A 17651-nucleotide genomic window follows, 5' to 3' on the forward strand; every position below is an offset into this window, starting at 1 on the left:
CGCTTGTCAGGCCTTGACGGCGCGGCGCACCAGCAGACCAGAGCCTGCCACGGCGCCCAGCGCGAGCACCGAGAGTCCGACGATGCCAGCAGGGTTCGAGTCGGCCTTGACCGGCACACCGGTCTCGGCGGCGCCCGTCGGGACCTGAGTGACCTGGGAGGCCTCTGCGGTGGTGCTGGTGGACTGATCGGCTGCGGTGCTGCTATCGACCGGAGTGGGGAAGGCCGCGGCGTCGCCGCCGTCGAGCTCGCAGCCGATGCCATCCAGGTCACTGTCCAGGTGGGTCCCGTAGCCGGGGGTGCCCGCCGGGATGTTGGAGACGCCGTTGGCGAAGGCCTCCGAGCAGTTGTCCCAGGTCCACGGCTCCACCGCGGCCGGATCGGCTGCGGCGGGGGCCTGCGGGCTGGTCACGCTCGGGGTCTGGGGCGTGCTGGTCGCCGGAGTCCGCTGCGCAGGGCGGTATTCCGGGTTGTCACACCCGTAGCCATCACCGTCTCCGTCGAGGCCCGGGGTGAACCTGGGGTCCGCGCTGGAGATGCGCCACTCCCCGGCCGCGTAGACCTCAGCGCAGTTGTCGAAAGTGCCAGGGGCGGCGACGGCCGGGGCGATGCTCAGACCCGACAGGCCGGTGAGGGCGACGACGGTGGCGCCGGCGCCGGCTGCGAACTTCTTCATGGGGGGCTCCTCTGGAGTGAGATGAATGATCATGCCGTCGCAAACGCGAACAACATGCCGAGTCATCTGACCACTGACCAGCATCGCACTTCCAATGTCCCGTCATGGTTTCGTTCTGTGACGCAACCCACCCGCAGGAAGCGGGGGCTCGGTGGGAACGGCGATCCCCAAACGCCGAGCCCCCGCCAACCTGCCAGCGGATCAGTGCTGGCGCGCGCGGCGGATCAGCAGCCCGCCGCCGGCCAGAGCAGCCAGCGCGCCGCCGCCGGCCAGCAGGCCGGTGCGGTTCGGCGACCCGGAGACGCCGGTGTCGGCGCCGCCCACCGGGACCTCCTCGACCTGCGCGCCTTCGGCGGCCGGAGCAGCAGCGGCGGGCGCCGCTGCAGCCGGAGCCTCGGCCGCGGGGGCTTCGGCAGCGGAAGGCGCCGGAGCCGGAGCGACCGGCTCGGTCACCAGCGGGGCCTCGTGGATCACACCGGTGAAGGCCGCGTCGTCGTCGCCGTTAGTCTCGCAGGCCATGCCGTCGCCGTCGATGTCCAGGTGAGGGCCCGTGAACTGCATAAACATCGGGAACGGGTAGGGCCGGCCGCTGATGGCGAAGGCCGTGTCGCAGTTCGGGTAGACGTAGTCCAGGGCCAGCGGGGGCGCGGCACCCTCCCACGGGTCCAGCGAGATGGCGCGTGCGGCGTCGTCATCGCCGTTGGACTCGCACATGATGCCGTCGCCGTCGGCATCGAGGATCGACGGCCAGCCCGGCTTGAGGACGTTGTCCTGGTACGGAGTGCCCACGGCATCGGCGCAGGAGACGTTGTTCTCCAGGTCGCGGGCCCAGTCGGGGATGACGATCTCCTCCGCGGCGGGTGCCGTGGCACCCGACTCGTCGACGAGGCCGTCTTCGAGGGGCGCCTGGACATCTTCGGAGGCAGCCTCAGCAGGCGCGGGCGCGACGGCCAATGCGGCGGTCATAGTCCAGGCGGAGAGGCCGAGGGTGGCGGCCAGAGCAGTGGTGGCGGTGGTCTTCTTCATGGCAGAGCTCCCTGTATCTGGTGGGCGAGAGGGGATCTGAAGCTCTGTCGCGGGTGCGGCGGCCTCAGTAGCTGAAGCAAACCACTGTGTGGCCGCACATTCGATCACGTTTGCAAAACGATCGCTGTGTGACGCTCACGATTCGATAACAGACGCAAACGCATGGAACCACCCCGCGTCGCGGACGAAGAACGGGCGGCCCTGTGCGCTGCGCAGCGCACGGGACCGCCCGTCCTCACCCCTGTCGAGTGGTGAGTCAGTTGCGCTGTTCGCATGGTTAGCGCAACTGAGTATCCACTCGGCAATGGGGAAGAGGGTCAGACCAGCACGACCTGCGCGATCAGGTTGTCGAGCGCGCGGACGTCGATCCCGCCGCGCAGGTTGAGCTTGAAGATCCCGGCGCGCGTGTTCAGCGTCAGCTCCGAATCGGCGTCGAACGTGCCGGCGTTCTCCGAGGCCCACGAGACGATCTGCGAGTACGGCAGGGACATGACCTGGACCTTGTTGCCGGTCATCCCCTGCACATCGCGCAGGATGAGCCGCTTATTGGTGAACACCGAGCCGTCCCGGAAGGTCGCGAACGCGCACACGGGCTGCTCTCCCTGGATCAGCAGCGGGAAGATGTCCTGGGGGATCTGGATCTCCCGCATGAACGTGAACTCGGGCACCGAACATCTCCTCGCGCATCTGGGCCGGCCCCGGCAGTGGGACTCTGGGCGCCGTCATCGTCTCATGCAGGGGTGCCCTGTGCTCCAGATGTTGCGGACCGATCCTCGCCTCAGCCGCGCCAGCGCCGCAGCGCCCGCCCGAGCCGCTCGACGCCTTCGTCGATGATCTCCGGCGGGTTCGTCACGTAGGACAGCCGCATGGTCGTGCGGTCCGGGTCGTGGGCGAAGAACGACGCCCCCGGCACGAACGCGACGCCCTCCTGCACAGCCATGGGCAGCAGCGCAGTGGTGTCGATCCCGTTGCCGAGCGTGGCCCACAGGAACATCCCGCCCTCCGGCCGGGTGATCGTGGCGCCCTCCGGGAGGATCGACGGCAGCGCGGCGGCCATCGCATCGCGACGACCCCGGTACAGCGCGGCGACCTCGGCCACGTGGCCGTCGACGTCGTAGTGCTCGAGGTAGCGGGCCACCGCCAGCTGATCCACGACCGAGGAGTGCAGCCCCATGGCCTCCTTGGCGATCGACAGCGTGTTCATGACGGGGCCCTCACCGCGGATCCAGCCCACGCGGATGCCCGGGGACATGATCTTGGACATCGAGTTCAGCAGCAGCGTCTGCCGCGCCATCCCCGGCAGGGCGGCGATCTGCGGGGCGGTCTCGCCCTCGAAGCGCAGCTCGCCGTACGGGTCGTCCTCGACCAGCGGGGCGCCGGTGCGCAGCAGGACCTCGGCGATCTCGCGGCGGCGCTGCGCAGGCATGGACACGCCCGACGGGTTCTGGAACGTGGGGATCAGGTAGACGAAGCGCGGGTCGTGCTCGCGGATCAGCTCCTCGAGCGCCTCCGGCTGGGCGCCGTCGTCGTCGGAGGGGATCCCGATCAGCCGCGCACCGGAGGAGGCGAAGGCCTGGACCGCGGCCAGGTAGGTGGGCCGCTCGACGAGCACGATGTCCCCGGGGCGCAGCATCGCGTGGCCCACCAGGTAGATGGCCTCCTGCGAGCCCGTGGTGATCTGGATCTGATCGGCCCTCGTGGGCAGCGTGCGCGAGACGCGGCGGGCCGCCTGCTCGCGCAGCTCCGGCTCCCCCGGGGTCGACGAGTACTGCAGGGCCTTGGCGCCCCGGTTCGCGAAGACCCAGTCGAAGCACTCCCGGACGTCGTCGATCTCGAAGGACTCGGCCGCCGGAGCGCCGCCGGCGAAGGAGATGACGCCGGGCACGGAGAGCACGTCCAGCAGATCTCGCACGGCGGTCGAGGTCATGCCGTCGTAGACGGGCGAGACGGGGAATCCGGTGAAGGGGGAGGACTGATCGGTCATGGCTCCGATCATCCCACTGCGCCGGCCGCCTCCGCGCCCGGACCCCTCACAGATCGACGCCGCGGCGGATCACCCGCTCGACGACGCCGTCCTGGTCCAGCACCACGAGATCGGCCCGGGCACCGACCTGGATACGGCCCAGGTCGGGCCGTCCCAGAAGGTCCGCGGGCGCCTGAGAGGCCGCCCGGACGGCGTCGGCGACCTCGATCCCCACTTCCTGGATCGCGAAGCGCACGGCGCGGTCCAGGCTCAGCGTGGAGCCGGCGATCGCCCCGGTGGAGCGGATGCGGGCCACAGAGTCCACGACGTCGACCTCGAGCGGCCCCAGGCGGTAGGCACCGTCCGGAGCGGCGGCAGCGGCCATGGCATCGGTGATCAGCAGCCAGGGACCGGCACTGGCCTCGATCGCCATGCGCAGCACCGCGGACTGGATGTGGACGCCGTCGGCGATCAGCTCGACGCTGACTCGGGGATCGGTGAGCAGGCGCGGGATGGGCCCCGGCGTGCGGTGATGGATCGACGGCATTGCGTTGAACAGGTGGGTCGCCACGCTCGCCCCGGCGTCCAGAGCCTGCGCGATGACCGCATCCGCGGCGTCGGTGTGCCCGATCGCTGCGATCACATCCCGATCATTCAGCAGCCGGATCGCCTCCAGTGCGCCGTCGCGCTCGGGGGCCAGGGTCACCATGCGGACCGTGCCCTGCCCCGCTGCCAGCAGGCGCTCGAGGTCCTCGGGGCGGGGGTCCTGCAGCAGTCCCGGCTCATGGGCGCCGCAGCGGGCCTCGGCCAGCCACGGCCCCTCCAGGTGGATGCCTGCCAGCTCGCCCGCCCGCACGAGCGGCACGAGCGCGCGGATCTGCTGCTCGAGGCTGTCGATCGTGTCGGTGACCAGGGAGGCCATCGACGTCGTGGTGCCCGCCGCCCGATGCGCGACCAGGGCGGCGGCCGCGCCGTCCGTCCCGTCGGCGAAGGCCCCGCCCCCGCCCCCGTGGACGTGCAGGTCCACGAATCCGGGGGCCAGCAGGCGGTCGCCGAGCTCCTCGACGGGCGCGCCCCCGAGATCAGCAGGCGATGCCCCCTCGAGAACGGAGGAGATCCGCTCCCCGTCGAGCACGACCCAGGCCTCGCGGGCGGGACCACTGGGCAGGACGACGGTCGTGGAGTGGAAGATGCGCTCGGTCATGCCGAAGAGTCTGCCCTTTCCAGGAGGGAGGCCGCGGCCCGATCCACGACCACGGTCGTGTGCGGATGGCGCTGCAGCGCGGTGACCGGCCAGCGCTCGGTGACCGGGCCCTCGACCGCCTGGCGGATCGCCTCCGCCTTCGAGTCCCCGAAGGCCAGCAGGAGCAGCTCGCCCGCCTCCAGGATCGTGGCGATGCCCTGGGTCAGGCAGTGCGTGGGGACCTGCTCGACGTCGTCATCGAAGAAGCGGGCGTTGTCCTGCCGCGTGCGCGGGGCCAGCTCCATGGGCCGGGTACGCGAATCCAGCGCGGAGCCGGGCTCGTTGAAGCCGATGTGCCCGTCCGAGCCCACACCCAGCAGCTGCAGGTCGATCCCGCCGGTGTCGCGGATGGCCCGCTCATAGGCGCGGCACCCGGCTTCGACGTTCTCGGCGGCACCGTCCAGGCCGCGCACTGCGGCACTCGGCAGGTCGGTTCGCTCAACCACCTCGCGCTCGATCTCCGCCCGGTAGGACCGGGGGTCATCTCTCGGCAGGCCGAGGTACTCGTCGAGCAGGAAGGCCCGGGTGCGCGCCAGGCTGAGGCTGCCGTCGTCGACCCGGCGGGCCATCTCGTCGTAGACCGGACGTGGGCTGGAGCCCGTGGCCAGCCCCAGGACCGGACGCTGAGCCCCCGCCACGACGGCCGCCACGGCATCTCCCGCGAGCCGACCCGCGTGCTCGGGCGAATCGACCACGACGACCCGCAGCACTCAGGCCTTCCCCTGCATCTCGGCGTCCACGGACTCGTCCTCGCGGCCCGGGGTGCGCAGGTTCCACTTGCGGATCACGAAGCGGAAGAGGACGTAGTAGACCACCGCGTAGCCGATGCCGATCAGCGCCAGCAGCAGCGGCTTCTGCGCCCGGCCGAAGTTGATCAGGTAGTCGATCCCGCCGGCGGAGAAGCTGAACCCCATGTGGATGTCCAGGGCGTTGACCAGGGCCATCGACGTGCCGGTGAGCACGGCGTGGATCAGGTAGAGCGGCCAGGCCACGAACATGAATGAGAACTCGAGCGGCTCGGTGATGCCGGTGACGAACGCGGTCAGGGCCATCGAGAGCATGATGCCGCCGGTGACCTTCTTCTTCTTCGGCTTGGCCTCGTGGTAGATCGCCAGGGCCGCTGCGGGCAGGGCGAACATCATGATCGGGAAGAAGCCGGTGGTGAAGATGCCCGCCGAGGGATCACCGGCGAAGAAGCGGTAGATATCGCCGTGGGCGCCGTCGTACTCGCCGATCTGGAACCACAGGGGGAAGTTCAGAATGTGATGCAGGCCCAGAGGGATCAGCAGCCGGTTGATGACGCCGTAGATGCCGCCGCCGACGACCGCGTTCTGCGCCACGGCATCGCTGAGCCAGGTGAGGCCGGCGTCGAAGAACGGGTAGACCAGCGCCATGACCACGCCCAGGGGCACGCAGATGGCGGCCACGACGATCGGCACGAAGCGGCGCCCGCCGAAGAACCCGAGCCAGTCCGGCAGCTTGATGCGGTGATAGCGCTCCCACAACTTGGCGGCGATCACGCCGACCAGGATGCCGCCGAGCACGCCGTAGTTGATGACAGGGTCTTCCGCCCCTTCCTCCGGCGCGCCGAGCACGATCGGGGCCATGGCATCGAACACGCCGAGCAGCACCAGGTAGCCGACCAGACCGGCCATCGCGGCGGAGCCGTCTCCCTTCTTGGCGAAGCCGAAGGCCAGCCCCACCGCGAAGAGGTAGCCGAGGTTCGCGAACAGCGCGTCGCCCGCCCCGGCCAGCACCGCAGCCACGCCCAGCAGCAGCTCGCTGTTCTCGAACCGACCGATCATGTCGTCCTGGCCCAGCCGCAGCAGGATGCCCGCCGCCGGCAGTGCCGCGATCGGGAGCATGAGGCTGCGCCCGAAGCGCTGTAGCTGCTGCATGGCCCGCGAGGGCTTCTTCTCGGGCTGGCTCTGCGCCGCCCCGTCGCCGGCCGCGGCCGCCGGATCCACCGTGGACATGAGGTTCCTCGCTCCGTATCGTTCTGCCCTACTGGTTATGACCAGTGATGGATGACACTGTGCGCGAGCCCATGCGAACCTGTCAATGACCTGGGAGCAACCGCTCCCTGCGTATCCGACGCCCGCCGGACGGGCAGAGACCAGGAGGACACCATGTCCAAGGCCGAGGACATCCTGCGAGCGCTCGGCGGCGCCCAGAACGTCGAGGACATCGAAGGCTGCATCACGCGCCTGCGCACTGAGGTCGCAGACTCTTCCGTGATCGACGAGCCCGCCCTGAAGGCCGCAGGGGCCCACGGCGTCATGGTCTCCGGAGGCATCGTCCAGGTCGTCGTGGGCCCGGAGGCCGAGAACCTGGCCGAGGACATCCAGGACCTGCTGTGAGCCTCGAGATCCGCGCCCCGTTCGCGGGCCGGGTCATGGGGCTCCGCGAGGTCCCGGATCCGGTCTTCGCCCAAGGCATGGTGGGCGCCGGGCTGGCGCTGATGCCCGCCGATGACGCCGGCACGCTGGAGGTGTTCGCCCCCGTGGCCGGCACGGTGCTCAAGGCCATGCCGCATGCGATCGCACTCATCGCCGAGGATGGCACCGGGATCCTGGTCCACGTCGGTCTGGACACCGTGGGCCTGAAGGGCCGGGGGTTCGAGGTGCTGGTCGAGAAGAAGCAGGCGGTCCAGCCCGGCGATCCGATGCTGCGCGTGGACGCCGCCGTGGTGCGCGAGGCCGGACTGAGCCTGTGCACTCCGGTCGTGGCCATGGACACTGCGCCCGAGCGCCTCGAGCTGGAGGCGGCTGCCGGCGCGCACGTCGAGGCTCTGGGTCCTCTGTTCGCACTGCAGCCCGCGCCGTGATGCCGTGACCGCTCCGGACGCGCAGTCGCTGCCGCAACGGCAGGCGTCGCCGCCTCCGTCGCAGGACCAGGCCCCGACGGCCAAGCACGAGCGCCTGCGTGCGGAGCTGGCGCGCCTGATCACACAGGAGCTCTCCCCCGGCGATCAGCTGCCCGGGGAGCGGCGACTCGAGCAGGAGCACGGCGTCTCGCGCATCACCGTGCGGCACGCGATCGCCGAGCTCGTGCGCGACGGGCTGCTGGTGCGCGAGCACGGACGCGGCACCTTCGTGGCCCCGCCCCCGGCCCGCTCTCGGCTGCATCTGGCCTCCTTCCACGAGGACATGCGCACCGCAGGGCTCGCGCCCTCGACCGTGCCGGTCCTGATCAGCCAAGAGGACGCTCCGCCGACCGCCGCCGCGCACCTCGGTGCCGCGCGGGCCCTGAGGATCCGGCGTCTGCGCCTGGGCGACGGCGCCCCCGTCAGCGTCGACGACTGCTGGGTGCCCGAGGGTGTGCTGCCCGTGGAGACGGACTGGTCCGCCTCGCTCTACGGCATGCTCGCCGAGACCGGAGTCGGGATCACCCGCGCGGAGCAGACCGTCCAGGCGCTGGGCGCCGGCCGGGAGGACGCCGAGCTGCTGCAGATCGAGCCCGGATCGCCGGTGCTCGTGTTCCACCGCCGCTCCTTCAGCCTGGGCACGGACGGCGAGATCCCCATCGAGTACTCGATCTCCGTCTACCGCGGCGACCGCTATCAGCTGTCGATGGAGGTCACGGGCTGAAGCGGTGCCGCGAACGGCCGGAAGCAGACCGCCTCACCCGTCCTCGGTCGCAGGTAGGCTCCGTCAGGTGGATCAGCAGCACCCGTCGTCAGCACCCGCGACCCCCGTCGCGCCCCTGACCAGCAACGTCACGGACGTCGCCCTCGTCTTCGAGGGCGGCGGCATGCGCGGCAGCTACACGGCCGGCGTGGTCACCACGCTGCTCAGCGCCGGTATCCACATCGACTACGTCTGCGGGATCTCCGCCGGGGCCAGCCACACCGCGCACTACCTGTCCCGGGACATCTGGCGGGCGCGCCGGTCCTTCGTGGAGTTCTCGCAGGAGCCGGACTTCGGGAACCTCTCCACCTTCGCTCGCGGCCACGGCCTGCTCAACGCGCAGTTCATCTACGAGGACGCCGCCGCCCCGGGCGGGCCGCTGCCGTTCGACTACGCGACCTACCTGGCCAACCCGGCCTCGTTCCGGATCGGGACGTTCAACGCCTCGAAGGGCACCATGCACTACGTCGGACGGGAGGCGATCCGCAGCGAGCTGGATCTGATGCGCCTGGCGCGGGCGTCGTCGTCCATGCCGCTGGTGATGCCGCCGGTCGAGCGCGACGGCGACCTCTACTACGACGGCGCGATCGGCCCCTCCGGCGGCATCCCGCTGGATGCCGCGCAGGTCGACGGCTACACCAAGTTCCTGATCGTGCTGAGCCAGGAGCGCGGCTTCACCAAGGCGGCCGAGCGCTTCAGCGCCGTGATTCGCCGTCGGTTCCGTGACCTGCCGGCCGTCGTGGAGGCGCTCGAGGCCCGCGCGGAGAACTACAACCGCATGCGCGAGCAGGTCTTCGACCTCGAGGCCTCGGGCGATGCCATGGTCTTCGTCCCGGACCACATGCCGGTCTCCAACGGCGAGCGCCGCCTGCCCAGGCTGCAGGCCTCCTATGCGGCCGGCTACCTGCAGGCTCAGCGCGAACTGCCGTCCTGGCGGGAGTTCCTGGGGCTGTGAGGCCTCTCGGGTCCTGTCGACTCAGGCCCTCAGGATGCCCGCGATGTCCATGACGACCATCCGCCGGCCCGGGCCCACTCGCAGCAGGCCCTGCTCCGACATGGCGCGCAGCCGGCGGGAGATGGTCTCCGGGGTGGTGCCCAGCAGCTGAGCCAGATCGCGCTTGCTGATCGGGAGGTCGAACGGCTCGCCCTCCACGCCGTCGGCCGCCTCGGCCAGGTACTCGCCCAGGCGCCGGCTCACCGTGGTGCCCACGAGCTCGCTGAGCCGCGCCTCGGTGTCCTCGAGCCGGGCAGTCACCGCATCGAGGAGGCTCAGCGCGAGCTGCGGGGTCTCCTCGAGCCACTGCTGGACGTCCAGGCGCGAGAGCGTGCAGACCTGGGAGACCGTCATGGCCGTGGCCTCCCGCGGAGCGGGCCGTCCGGTGAGCACCGAGTGCTCGCCCATGAACTCCCCCGGCCCCAGGATCCGCAGCAGCCGCTGGGTGCCGTCCTCGGCCAGCAGGGACTGCTTGACCTGCCCGGAGTGGACGATCTGCAGCGCGGGCATGCCGCCCTGCTGCTGCACCACCTCGCCCTTGGGGACCAGGCGGGTCGTGGCGCGGGCGGCGATCCGGCGCCGATCCCCCTCCGGCAGATCCCGGAAGATGGGCACCCGGCTGACGCAGGCCAGACGGTGATCGGGATCCATCCGCACGCGCCCGGAGGCATCGACCCGGGCCCGATCACCCTGGCAGCAGCGGCAGCTCGCGGACATCTCATCCTCTTTCGGCTCAGGACGGCGGGACTCCCATTCTCCCGTACGCTCGGGCCATGACCACTCCCCTGGGCAGCAGCAGCGGTCACGGCGAGGAAAGCCCCTCCTCCGAGGCCGTGGTCACCGAGGGGCGCACCGGCGTGAACGCCGCCGACCTCAAGACCCGCTCCACCGACGTCAGCCCGGCCAAGTTCGTCTCCGGTCTCTCCCCGCAGCGACGGGTCGACGACGGCCGTGCGCTGCTCGAGCTGTTCGGCCGGATCACCGGGCAACCGGCGGTCATGTGGGGACCGTCGATGATCGGCTACGGGGAGATGCACTACCGCTATGCGACCGGACGCGAGGGCGACACCTTCCGAGTGGGCTTCAGCCCGCGGAAGTCGGCCGTGAGCCTGTACGGGCTGCAGGGCCATCCCCGCTCCGAGGAGCTGCTGGGACAGCTCGGCAAGCACCGCACGGCCGTGTCCTGCGTGTACGTGAACAAGCTCGCCGATATCGATCCGGACGTCCTGGAGCAGCTGGTGCGCCACGCCTGGACCTCCGCGCCCAGGAGCTGCTGAATGCCGTCGTCGACCCCTGAGATCCCGGAGCCCCCGCAGGATCGCCGCGTCGAACCGCCGCTCGAGGGATCTGCGCAGGTCCGGCCGGCCGCGGGTCCGTCGCCGGCCGCGCTGTCCCTGACGCTGCTGGTGCTGGCCGCCGCCGCGGTCTCCTTGAACCTGCGCCCGATCGCCACCTCGGTGGGCCCCGTGCTGGAGGAGATCCAGAGCGGCCTGGGCGTCTCCGCGGCCGTCGCCGGCATCCTCACGGCGCTGCCCGGGCTGGTCTTCGGACTCGCCGGGCTCACCGCGGTGGGCATCGCACGGCGATTCGGTCTCGTGGGGACCACCTGCGGCGGCCTGGTGCTGGTGGGCCTCGCAGGGCTGGTGCGCTCCGTGACCGATTCCGCCGTGGTCTTCCTGCTGCTGAGCGCCCTCGCGCTGACGGGGATGGGCCTGGGCAACGTGCTCGTTCCGGCCGTCATCAAGCGATACTCGGGACAGCGCACGGCGGCCGTCACCTCCGTATACACCGTCGGGCTCGGCCTCGGCGCGGCGCTTCCGATGTTCGCCACCGCTCCGCTGCTGTCCCTGGGCGGCCAGGGCGCCGGGTGGCACTATGCGCTGGGCACCTGGGCGGTGGTGGCGCTGCTCGCGGCGGCGATCTGGGCCGTGCTGCTGATGCGGGTGCGCGGCCGCGACCACGGCGTCGGCGAGCGCGCCACGGGTCTGCCGATCCACCGCTCCCGCACCGCGGTGGCGCTGTGCGCGTTCTTCGGCCTGCAGTCCATGAACGCCTACGTCCAGTTCGGCTGGCTCGCGCAGATCTACCGCGACGCCGGCGTCTCAGCGGGCACGGCGGCCCTGCTGGTGGGCACCATGTCCCTGTTCGGCATCCCCGGCGGACTGCTGATGCCGCAGATCGCCGCCCGCTCGCAGCGGATCACCGCCTGGACCACCGCCCTGGGCCTGTGCATGCTCAGCGGCTGGCTCGGCCTCCTGCTGGCGCCTGCTGCCGGGATGATCGCCTGGGTGCTGCTGCTGGGCATCGGCCAGTTCACGTTCCCGCTGGCGCTGTCGCTGATCGTGACGCGCTCGGGCACCCCGGAGACCACGGCTCGTCTCTCGGGCTTCGCCCAGCCGGTGGGCTACCTGTTCGCGGCGGCCGGCCCGTTCGTGGTGGGACTGCTGCGCGAGGCCACCGGCGGCTGGGCCGCACCCCTGGCCATGCTGATGGCAAGCGCCGTGCTGCTCATGGGAGCCGGGGTCATGCTGGGCGGCGGCCGCACGGTCGATCAGGACCTCGCCGAATCGTCGTCCTGACCCGCTGACGCGCCGCCGATGCCGCACATCCGCGCCCGATCAGCGCTGATCAGCGGCGGGAGTGCGGCCTCAACCGGTGGCAGCTTCGAGGCCGCACTTCGGACGCCCCTCAGCGCTGATCGGCTGCGCAACTGCGGCCTCAACGACAGCAGCGGGCGGCGAGCGGCGCCTCAGCGGGCGGAGACCCGCAGCCACAGGGTCTCCAGCGGCCCCACCTCCAGGCCCTGGGAGAGATCGAGCGCCGTGTCCTGCTCGGCCAGCAGCGACGTGGCCGCCGGCTCGAAGCCCGACAGCGTCTCGGCCTCGACCCGCACCGGCTCCTCGGAGACGTTGGCCAGGCACAGGATCACCGACGGGCGCCCCTCCAGGTCCAGGCCGGGACGCTGATACGCGACCAGATGCTCGCTGCGGGCGTCGAAGCCGACCAGCTCCGCGCCGTCCAGCTCCGGGGCGGCCGCCCGCACGGCCAGCATGTGCCGCAGTCCGGCATATACCTGCCCCGGCACGCTCGAGCGGTCCAGCCGCTGCTCGAACGCCTCCCGCGGGAAGCGGGGACGATGCGCCCACCGGGCGTCGCCGGCCTGATCGGGATCCTGCGCCCAGTCGGCGTCATTGGTCTGGGCCAGCTCATCGCCCAGGTAGATCAGCGGCAGGCCGCCGGTGGAGAACGCGATCCCGTGGGCCAGCAGCACGCGGCGCACGCCGAGCTCGGGCTCGGTCGTCGTGCCGGCCAGCGAGGCCGTGGTGCCGCAGACTCGGGCGTCGCCGGTGCGGGGGTTGTACTGGAACGCGACGCCGTCGGCGAAGGAGCCCTCGAAGCGGCCCGTATAGAAGTCGTTGAGGAACCGGCGGTGCCCGTAGCCGTCAATCCCGTGGCGGGCGGCGTCCTCATCGGAGAAGGTCCAGCCGATGTCGTCGTGGCTGCGGACGTAGTTGACCCACGCGGTCCCGGCGGGCAGCTCGTGGCGCTCGGCCAGGGCGTCCTCGAGCAGCGTGGCCTTCCGCGTGGCCAGCGCCTCCCAGGTCAGCGCCATCTGCAGGGGGTTGTAGGAGATCTGGCACTCGTCGGGGTGGACGTACTGCACGACCTCATCCGGGTGCACGATGGCCTCGGACTTGAAGATCGTGGCCGGGGCGGCGATGCGGCAGACGCGGTTGAGGATCTGCACGATCCAGTGCGCCTGCGGCAGCGACTCGCAGGTGGTGCCGAGCTGCTTCCACAGGAACGCGACCGCATCCAGGCGCAGCACCTCCGCCCCCTGGTTGGCCAGGAAGAGCATCTCCTGGCTCATCAGCGCCAGCACGCGCGGATTGGTCCAGTTCAGATCCCACTGGAAGTCGTGGAACGTGGTCCACACCCAGCGGGGGTCATCGGCGGCCACGGGCGTGAAGGAGCCGGGATGGTCGTCCGGGAAGATCTCGCGCGTGGTCCGCTCGAAGGCGTCCGGCATCTCGCGATCCGGGTAGATCCAGTACAGCTCCTCGAACTCCGGGTCCCCGGCCTTCGCCCGCTGCGCCCACTTGTGGTCGCTGGCGGTGTGGTTGAGCACGAAGTCGACCACCAGGCTGATGCCGGCCTCGCGAAGCTCCCCTGCGGTGTCCGCGAGCTCCGCCATGGTCCCCAGATCGGGACGCAGCTCGCGGTACGACGACACCGCATAACCGCCGTCGCTGTTGCCCGCAGGCACCTTGAAGGGCGGCATGACGTGCAGGTACGTCAGACCGAGCTCGCGCAGGTACGGGATCCGCGAGCGCAGCCCCGCCAGATCGCCGGCCCAGCGGTCGATGTAGCAGACCCCGCCCACCTCCGTGGGACGCAGGTACCACTCGGGATCCTCGCCGCGGGTGTCATCCACCGCGCGCAGCTGCGCGGGGCGCTGCGCCCACGCGCTGGCCAGCTGCGCTCCCATCTCCACCACGACGACGGCGGCCTTCTCACCCGATCCGTAGGTGCGCCGGAAGAGCTCGAGCAGCGCTGGGAAGTGCTCATCGAAGCGCTCGAGGAACCCGGCGGCCTGCCACGGGGCGACCTTCCGCTCGGCCACGAGCTCGCGCAGCTGCGCGACGGCCCGATTGCGGGCGGCCTCGACGGCCTCGGTCGTGCTCGAGAGATCGCTCAGCTCAGGACGGTCGGACACGACGGATGCGCGGGAATCAGAGGCCATGACTCCATGCTTCCCTGCCGCGGCCCCCGGAGCAAAGCGGTGACCCGCTCAGTCGCTTCCGCCGCCGCCGTCGCCACCGCCGGAATCGCCGCCGGAGGCGCCGCCACCGAACCAGCCGGAGCCACCGCCCGCATCCGCGCCCGAGTCGCCGAACCAGCCCGAGCCGCTGTCATGGTGCCTGTCGTCGGAGTCCCAGCCCTGGGAGTCCGCGTACGTGGCCCCGCCCAGGACCGCGCCGTCCGCTCCGGAGCCGGGGCGTCGGCGCGAGCGGTCGCTGGAGGCGCGCACGATCACCACCACGATGATGACCAGCAGCGCGACGATGACCAGCAGCGCGGTGCCCAGGACGACGAGGGGCCCGATCGAGATCATGGCAGGAGCATAGAGCCCAGCGGGCTCAGTCGTTCCCGCCGGAATCGCCGCTGATGGAGTCGGCGCCGAGGGTGTCCCCGCCGACGGCCTCGAGTCGTCGAAAGGCGACGCAGATCACGCGATCCTCGTGCGAGCGTGGGAGAATCAGTCTCATGAAGTCACCGCTCCCGCTGCCCGTCAGAACCGCCTCCCGCGCCCCGCAGGAGCCGCAGGATCCCCTGCTACGCGATCTCGGCGCTTGGCCGGGCCAGCTCGTGGACTCGCGGCTCGAGCGCCGAGCCGCCGCGCACGACGCCTCCCACTACCTCCTGCAGCCCCGCGCCCTGGTCCGCCCGCACTCGGCCGACGAACTCGGCTCCCTGCTGCGGATCCTGGAGCATCACGACGCCGGCCTGACCCTGCGCTCGGGCGGGACGTCGCTGTCCGGGCAGGCCGTCACGGACCAGGTCCTCGTGGACGTGCGGCGGCACTTCCGCGGCGTCGAGGTCCTGGACGACGGGGCGCGGGTGCGCGTGCGCCCCGGCAGCACCGTCCGCGAGGTCAATGCCGTGCTGGCCGCGCACGGCCGCAAGCTCGGCCCCGACCCGGCCAGCGAGTCCGCCTGCACCCTGGGTGGGGTCATCGCGGACAACTCCTCGGGCATGCACTGCGGCACAGAGCAGAACACCTACCGCACGCTCGAGTCCATGGTGATGGTGCTGCCCTCGGGCACGGTCCTGGACACCGCGGACCACGACGCCGACCGGCAGCTGCGCGAGGCCGAGCCCGAGCTGCACGAGGGCCTGCTGCGCCTGCGCCGCCGTGTCACGGGTGATGCCGCCTCCACAGCGACCATCGAGCGGCTCTTCGCCATGAAGAACACCATGGGCTACGGCCTCAACGCGTTCCTGGACGAGACCGAGCCCGTGCGGATCCTGCAGCGGCTGATGATCGGCTCGGAGGGCACGCTGGGCTTCGTGGCAGAGGCCGTGCTGCGCACCGTGGAGATCGCCCCGGAGGTCGCCACGGGCCTGCTGGTCTTCCCCACGCTGCTCGAGGCCGCCTCGGCGGTGCCGGGTCTGGTGGGCATCGACTCGGCCACCGTGGAGCTGATGGATGCGACCTCCCTGCGGGTGGCCCAGTCCTCCGGCACTGCTCCTCGGCAGATCATGGACATCGACGTGGCCGATCACGCAGCGCTGCTGGTCGAGTACAACGCGGGCAGCCCCGAGCAGCTCACCGCCCGCAGCCGCACCGCGCAGGAGCACTTCGCCGGGCTCGGCCTGTCAGCAGACCCCGGGCTGACCAGCGACCCGGCTGCCCGGGCCGGGCTGTGGACCGTGCGCAAGGGCCTGTACGCCGCCGTCGCTGGGAACCGGCCCTCCGGGGCGAACGCGCTGCTGGAGGACGTCGTGGTCCCGGTGGAGCGCCTGGGCGAGACCTGCAACGAGCTCAACCGCCTGTTCGACGCCCACGACTACGAGCAGTCGGTGATCTTCGGCCACGCCAAGGACGGCAACGTCCACTTCATGCTCAACGAGCAGTTCGCAGACACGAACGGGCTGGCGCGCTACGAGCGCTTCACCGACGAGATGGTCGAGCTCATCTTGGACGCCGGAGGCTCGCTGAAGGCCGAGCACGGCACCGGGAGGATCATGGCGCCGTTCGTGCGCCGCCAGTACGGCGACGAGCTCTACGAGGTCATGCGCGAGCTCAAGGCCCTCGTGGACCCGCGCGGGGCGTTCAACCCGGGCGTGATCCTCAACGACGATCCCCGCTGCTACCTCCAGGACCTCAAGATCGCTCCCACGGTCGAGGAGGAGGTCGATCGCTGCGTGGAGTGCGGCTACTGCGAGCCGGTGTGCCCCTCCCAGGATCTGACGCTCACGCCGCGCCAGCGCATCGTGGGCCGGCGCGAAATCCGCGACGCCGAGCAGCGCGGGGACCGCGACCAGGCGGAGGCCATGCTGCGGGAGTACGCCTACCTGGGCGAGCAGACTTGTGCCGTGGACGGCATGTGCTCCACGGCCTGCCCCGTGGACATCGACACCGGCGATCTGGTCCGACGCCTGCGTGCCGAGAGCGCCTCGCGGGTCGAGGACCTCGGCTGGGACACGGCCGCCCGGCGCTGGGACGTGAGCGTGCGAGCGGCCTCGAGCGCGCTGAGCGCAGCCGATGCCCTGCCCTCGGCCCTGCCGCGTGCGACCACCTCGGCGGCTCGGGCGGTGCTCGGCACGGACCGGGTGCCGGCGTACTCGCAGCATCTGCCCGCAGGAGGAGGGCCCCGGCCCGAGCCGCAGTCGCCTCCGGAGGCGCAGGCTGTGCTCTTCGCCGCCTGCGTGTCCTCGATGTTCGGCGGCTCCGAGGCCGGCGAGCCGTCGGCGGCCCAGGCGCTGCTGCGGCTGTGCGAGAGGGCAGGGGTGCCGATCGCCGTGCCCGAGGGACTGGCCTCGACCTGCTGCGGGACGCCGTGGAAGTCCAAGGGCATGACCTCGGGCTTCGAGCGGATGACGCGGACCACGCTGCCGATGCTCTGGGAGGCCACGGACCACGGTCGCCTGCCGGTGGTCTGCGATGCGTCGTCGTGCACCGAGGGCCTCGAGGCCATGCAGGCGGCGGCCGGGCCGGACTCCCCCTGGGCCGGTCTGCGCTTCGTGGACTCGGTGGAGTTCGTCGCCCGGGAGGTGCTGCCCGGCCTGCAGGTGCACGAGCGCCTCGGGTCGATGGCGCTGCACCCCACGTGCTCCTCCACCCAGCTCGGGCTCAACGAATCCCTGCGAAAGATCGCCGAGGCCATGGCCGAGGAGGTCGTCGTGCCCCTCGAGTGGCGCTGCTGCGCCTACGCCGGGGACCGGGGGATGCTGCACCCCGAGCTGACCGCCTCGGCCACGCGTCGGGAGGCCGCCGAGGTGGGCGAGCACGGCTTCGACGCCTACGCCTCCCTGAACCGCACCTGCGAGCTCGGGATGACGGAGGCCACCGGCAGGCCGTACCGCCACGTCCTGCAGCACCTCGAGGCCGCCACC

The 17651-nt window shown here is 71.3% G+C and carries 17 protein-coding genes; 7 read left to right on the top strand and 10 right to left on the bottom strand.

The genetic code is table 11. The features are described 5' to 3' along the window. Positions 1–6: 6 nt before the first annotated feature. The 7 genes from M3E84_RS10210 to M3E84_RS10240 all read right to left on the bottom strand — a co-directional run bounded on the left by M3E84_RS10210 (position 7) and on the right by M3E84_RS10240 (position 6883). On the bottom strand, positions 7–675 hold the full coding sequence (locus tag M3E84_RS10210) for an excalibur calcium-binding domain-containing protein (RefSeq protein ID WP_259896060.1): 669 nt from the start codon (positions 673–675) through the stop codon (positions 7–9). 201 nt (positions 676–876) lie between these two features. Further along, positions 877–1701: a hypothetical protein gene (locus M3E84_RS10215; RefSeq protein ID WP_259896061.1), complete on the bottom strand. Its 825-nt coding sequence runs from the start codon at positions 1699–1701 to the stop codon at positions 877–879. A gap of 317 nt (positions 1702–2018) precedes the next feature. Then, a complete protein-coding gene (locus M3E84_RS10220; protein WP_006215402.1) occupies positions 2019–2369 on the bottom strand; it encodes a PH domain-containing protein in 351 nt (116 codons plus the stop codon). 110 nt (positions 2370–2479) lie between these two features. After that, the gene (locus M3E84_RS10225; protein ID WP_259896062.1) at positions 2480–3685 is read right to left on the bottom strand and encodes a PLP-dependent aminotransferase family protein; all 1206 of its coding nucleotides are present in this window, start codon (positions 3683–3685) and stop codon (positions 2480–2482) included. A gap of 46 nt (positions 3686–3731) precedes the next feature. Further along, positions 3732–4868: an N-acetylglucosamine-6-phosphate deacetylase gene (gene nagA / locus M3E84_RS10230; RefSeq protein WP_259896063.1), complete on the bottom strand. Its 1137-nt coding sequence runs from the start codon at positions 4866–4868 to the stop codon at positions 3732–3734. Further along, positions 4865–5614 (bottom strand): glucosamine-6-phosphate deaminase, encoded by a 750-nt coding sequence (nagB, locus tag M3E84_RS10235; protein WP_396415606.1) that lies wholly within the window; start codon positions 5612–5614, stop codon positions 4865–4867. Before nagB ends, nagA begins: the two co-directional genes overlap by 4 nt. 3 nt (positions 5615–5617) lie before the next feature. Then, positions 5618–6883, bottom strand: coding sequence for a PTS transporter subunit EIIC (locus M3E84_RS10240; protein WP_259896065.1), 1266 nt, complete (start codon positions 6881–6883; stop codon positions 5618–5620). Between the two features lie 153 nt (positions 6884–7036). Here M3E84_RS10240 and M3E84_RS10245 point away from each other — a divergent pair, with 153 nt between their 5' ends. The 4 genes from M3E84_RS10245 to M3E84_RS10260 all read left to right on the top strand — a co-directional run bounded on the left by M3E84_RS10245 (position 7037) and on the right by M3E84_RS10260 (position 9491). Further along, entirely contained in the window at positions 7037–7267 is a 231-nt protein-coding gene (locus M3E84_RS10245) for a glucose PTS transporter subunit EIIB (RefSeq protein WP_006215397.1), read from the top strand. Continuing rightward, a complete protein-coding gene (locus tag M3E84_RS10250; RefSeq protein WP_259896066.1) occupies positions 7264–7734 on the top strand; it encodes a PTS glucose transporter subunit IIA in 471 nt (156 codons plus the stop codon). Before M3E84_RS10245 ends, M3E84_RS10250 begins: the two co-directional genes overlap by 4 nt. Positions 7735–7738: 4 nt before the next feature. Beyond that, positions 7739–8497 (top strand): GntR family transcriptional regulator, encoded by a 759-nt coding sequence (locus tag M3E84_RS10255; protein ID WP_259896067.1) that lies wholly within the window; start codon positions 7739–7741, stop codon positions 8495–8497. Positions 8498–8564: 67 nt separating this feature from the next. Continuing rightward, the gene (locus M3E84_RS10260; RefSeq protein WP_259896068.1) at positions 8565–9491 is read left to right on the top strand and encodes a patatin family protein; all 927 of its coding nucleotides are present in this window, start codon (positions 8565–8567) and stop codon (positions 9489–9491) included. Positions 9492–9512: 21 nt separating this feature from the next. On the opposite strand, the gene M3E84_RS10265 is transcribed toward M3E84_RS10260, so the two are convergent. Further along, positions 9513–10247: a Crp/Fnr family transcriptional regulator gene (locus tag M3E84_RS10265; protein ID WP_259896069.1), complete on the bottom strand. Its 735-nt coding sequence runs from the start codon at positions 10245–10247 to the stop codon at positions 9513–9515. 56 nt (positions 10248–10303) lie between these two features. Here M3E84_RS10265 and M3E84_RS10270 point away from each other — a divergent pair, with 56 nt between their 5' ends. Together M3E84_RS10270 and M3E84_RS10275 are read left to right on the top strand one after the other, a co-directional pair. Beyond that, a complete protein-coding gene (locus M3E84_RS10270) occupies positions 10304–10807 on the top strand; it encodes a DUF1801 domain-containing protein (protein WP_259896070.1) in 504 nt (167 codons plus the stop codon). Then, positions 10808–12109 (top strand): MFS transporter, encoded by a 1302-nt coding sequence (locus M3E84_RS10275; RefSeq protein ID WP_259896071.1) that lies wholly within the window; start codon positions 10808–10810, stop codon positions 12107–12109. A 170-nt stretch (positions 12110–12279) separates the two neighbouring features. Here M3E84_RS10275 and M3E84_RS10280 read toward each other — a convergent pair whose 3' ends face one another. Both M3E84_RS10280 and M3E84_RS10285 read right to left on the bottom strand, forming a co-directional pair. Beyond that, positions 12280–14274, bottom strand: coding sequence for an alpha-amylase family protein (locus M3E84_RS10280; RefSeq protein WP_259896072.1), 1995 nt, complete (start codon positions 14272–14274; stop codon positions 12280–12282). A 48-nt stretch (positions 14275–14322) separates the two neighbouring features. Further along, complete coding sequence (locus M3E84_RS10285) at positions 14323–14646, bottom strand: hypothetical protein (RefSeq protein ID WP_259896073.1); 324 nt, start codon at positions 14644–14646, stop codon at positions 14323–14325. A gap of 152 nt (positions 14647–14798) precedes the next feature. On the opposite strand from M3E84_RS10285, the gene M3E84_RS10290 reads away from it, so the two are divergent. Beyond that, a partial coding sequence (locus M3E84_RS10290) for an FAD-binding and (Fe-S)-binding domain-containing protein (RefSeq protein WP_259896074.1) occupies positions 14799–17651 on the top strand: 2853 nt, incomplete at its 3' end.

Source organism: Kocuria sp. p3-SID1428, from assembly GCF_025149945.1.
Taxonomy (GTDB): Bacteria; Actinomycetota; Actinomycetes; order Actinomycetales; family Micrococcaceae; genus Kocuria.

Bases quoted from the DNA above. Each gene is read 5' to 3' on its own strand.
- M3E84_RS10210 (WP_259896060.1), bottom strand. From the start codon at position 675: ATGAAGAAGTTCGCAGCCGGCGCCGGCGCCACCGTCGTCGCCCTCACC.
- M3E84_RS10270 (WP_259896070.1), top strand. From the start codon at position 10,304: ATGACCACTCCCCTGGGCAGCAGCAGCGGTCACGGCGAGGAAAGCCCC.
- nagA (WP_259896063.1), bottom strand. From the start codon at position 4,868: ATGACCGAGCGCATCTTCCACTCCACGACCGTCGTCCTGCCCAGTGGT.
- M3E84_RS10215 (WP_259896061.1), bottom strand. From the start codon at position 1,701: ATGAAGAAGACCACCGCCACCACTGCTCTGGCCGCCACCCTCGGCCTC.
- M3E84_RS10240 (WP_259896065.1), bottom strand. From the start codon at position 6,883: ATGTCCACGGTGGATCCGGCGGCCGCGGCCGGCGACGGGGCGGCGCAG.
- M3E84_RS10285 (WP_259896073.1), bottom strand. From the start codon at position 14,646: ATGATCTCGATCGGGCCCCTCGTCGTCCTGGGCACCGCGCTGCTGGTC.
- M3E84_RS10225 (WP_259896062.1), bottom strand. From the start codon at position 3,685: ATGACCGATCAGTCCTCCCCCTTCACCGGATTCCCCGTCTCGCCCGTC.
- M3E84_RS10265 (WP_259896069.1), bottom strand. From the start codon at position 10,247: ATGTCCGCGAGCTGCCGCTGCTGCCAGGGTGATCGGGCCCGGGTCGAT.
- M3E84_RS10245 (WP_006215397.1), top strand. From the start codon at position 7,037: ATGTCCAAGGCCGAGGACATCCTGCGAGCGCTCGGCGGCGCCCAGAAC.
- M3E84_RS10275 (WP_259896071.1), top strand. From the start codon at position 10,808: ATGCCGTCGTCGACCCCTGAGATCCCGGAGCCCCCGCAGGATCGCCGC.
- M3E84_RS10280 (WP_259896072.1), bottom strand. From the start codon at position 14,274: ATGGCCTCTGATTCCCGCGCATCCGTCGTGTCCGACCGTCCTGAGCTG.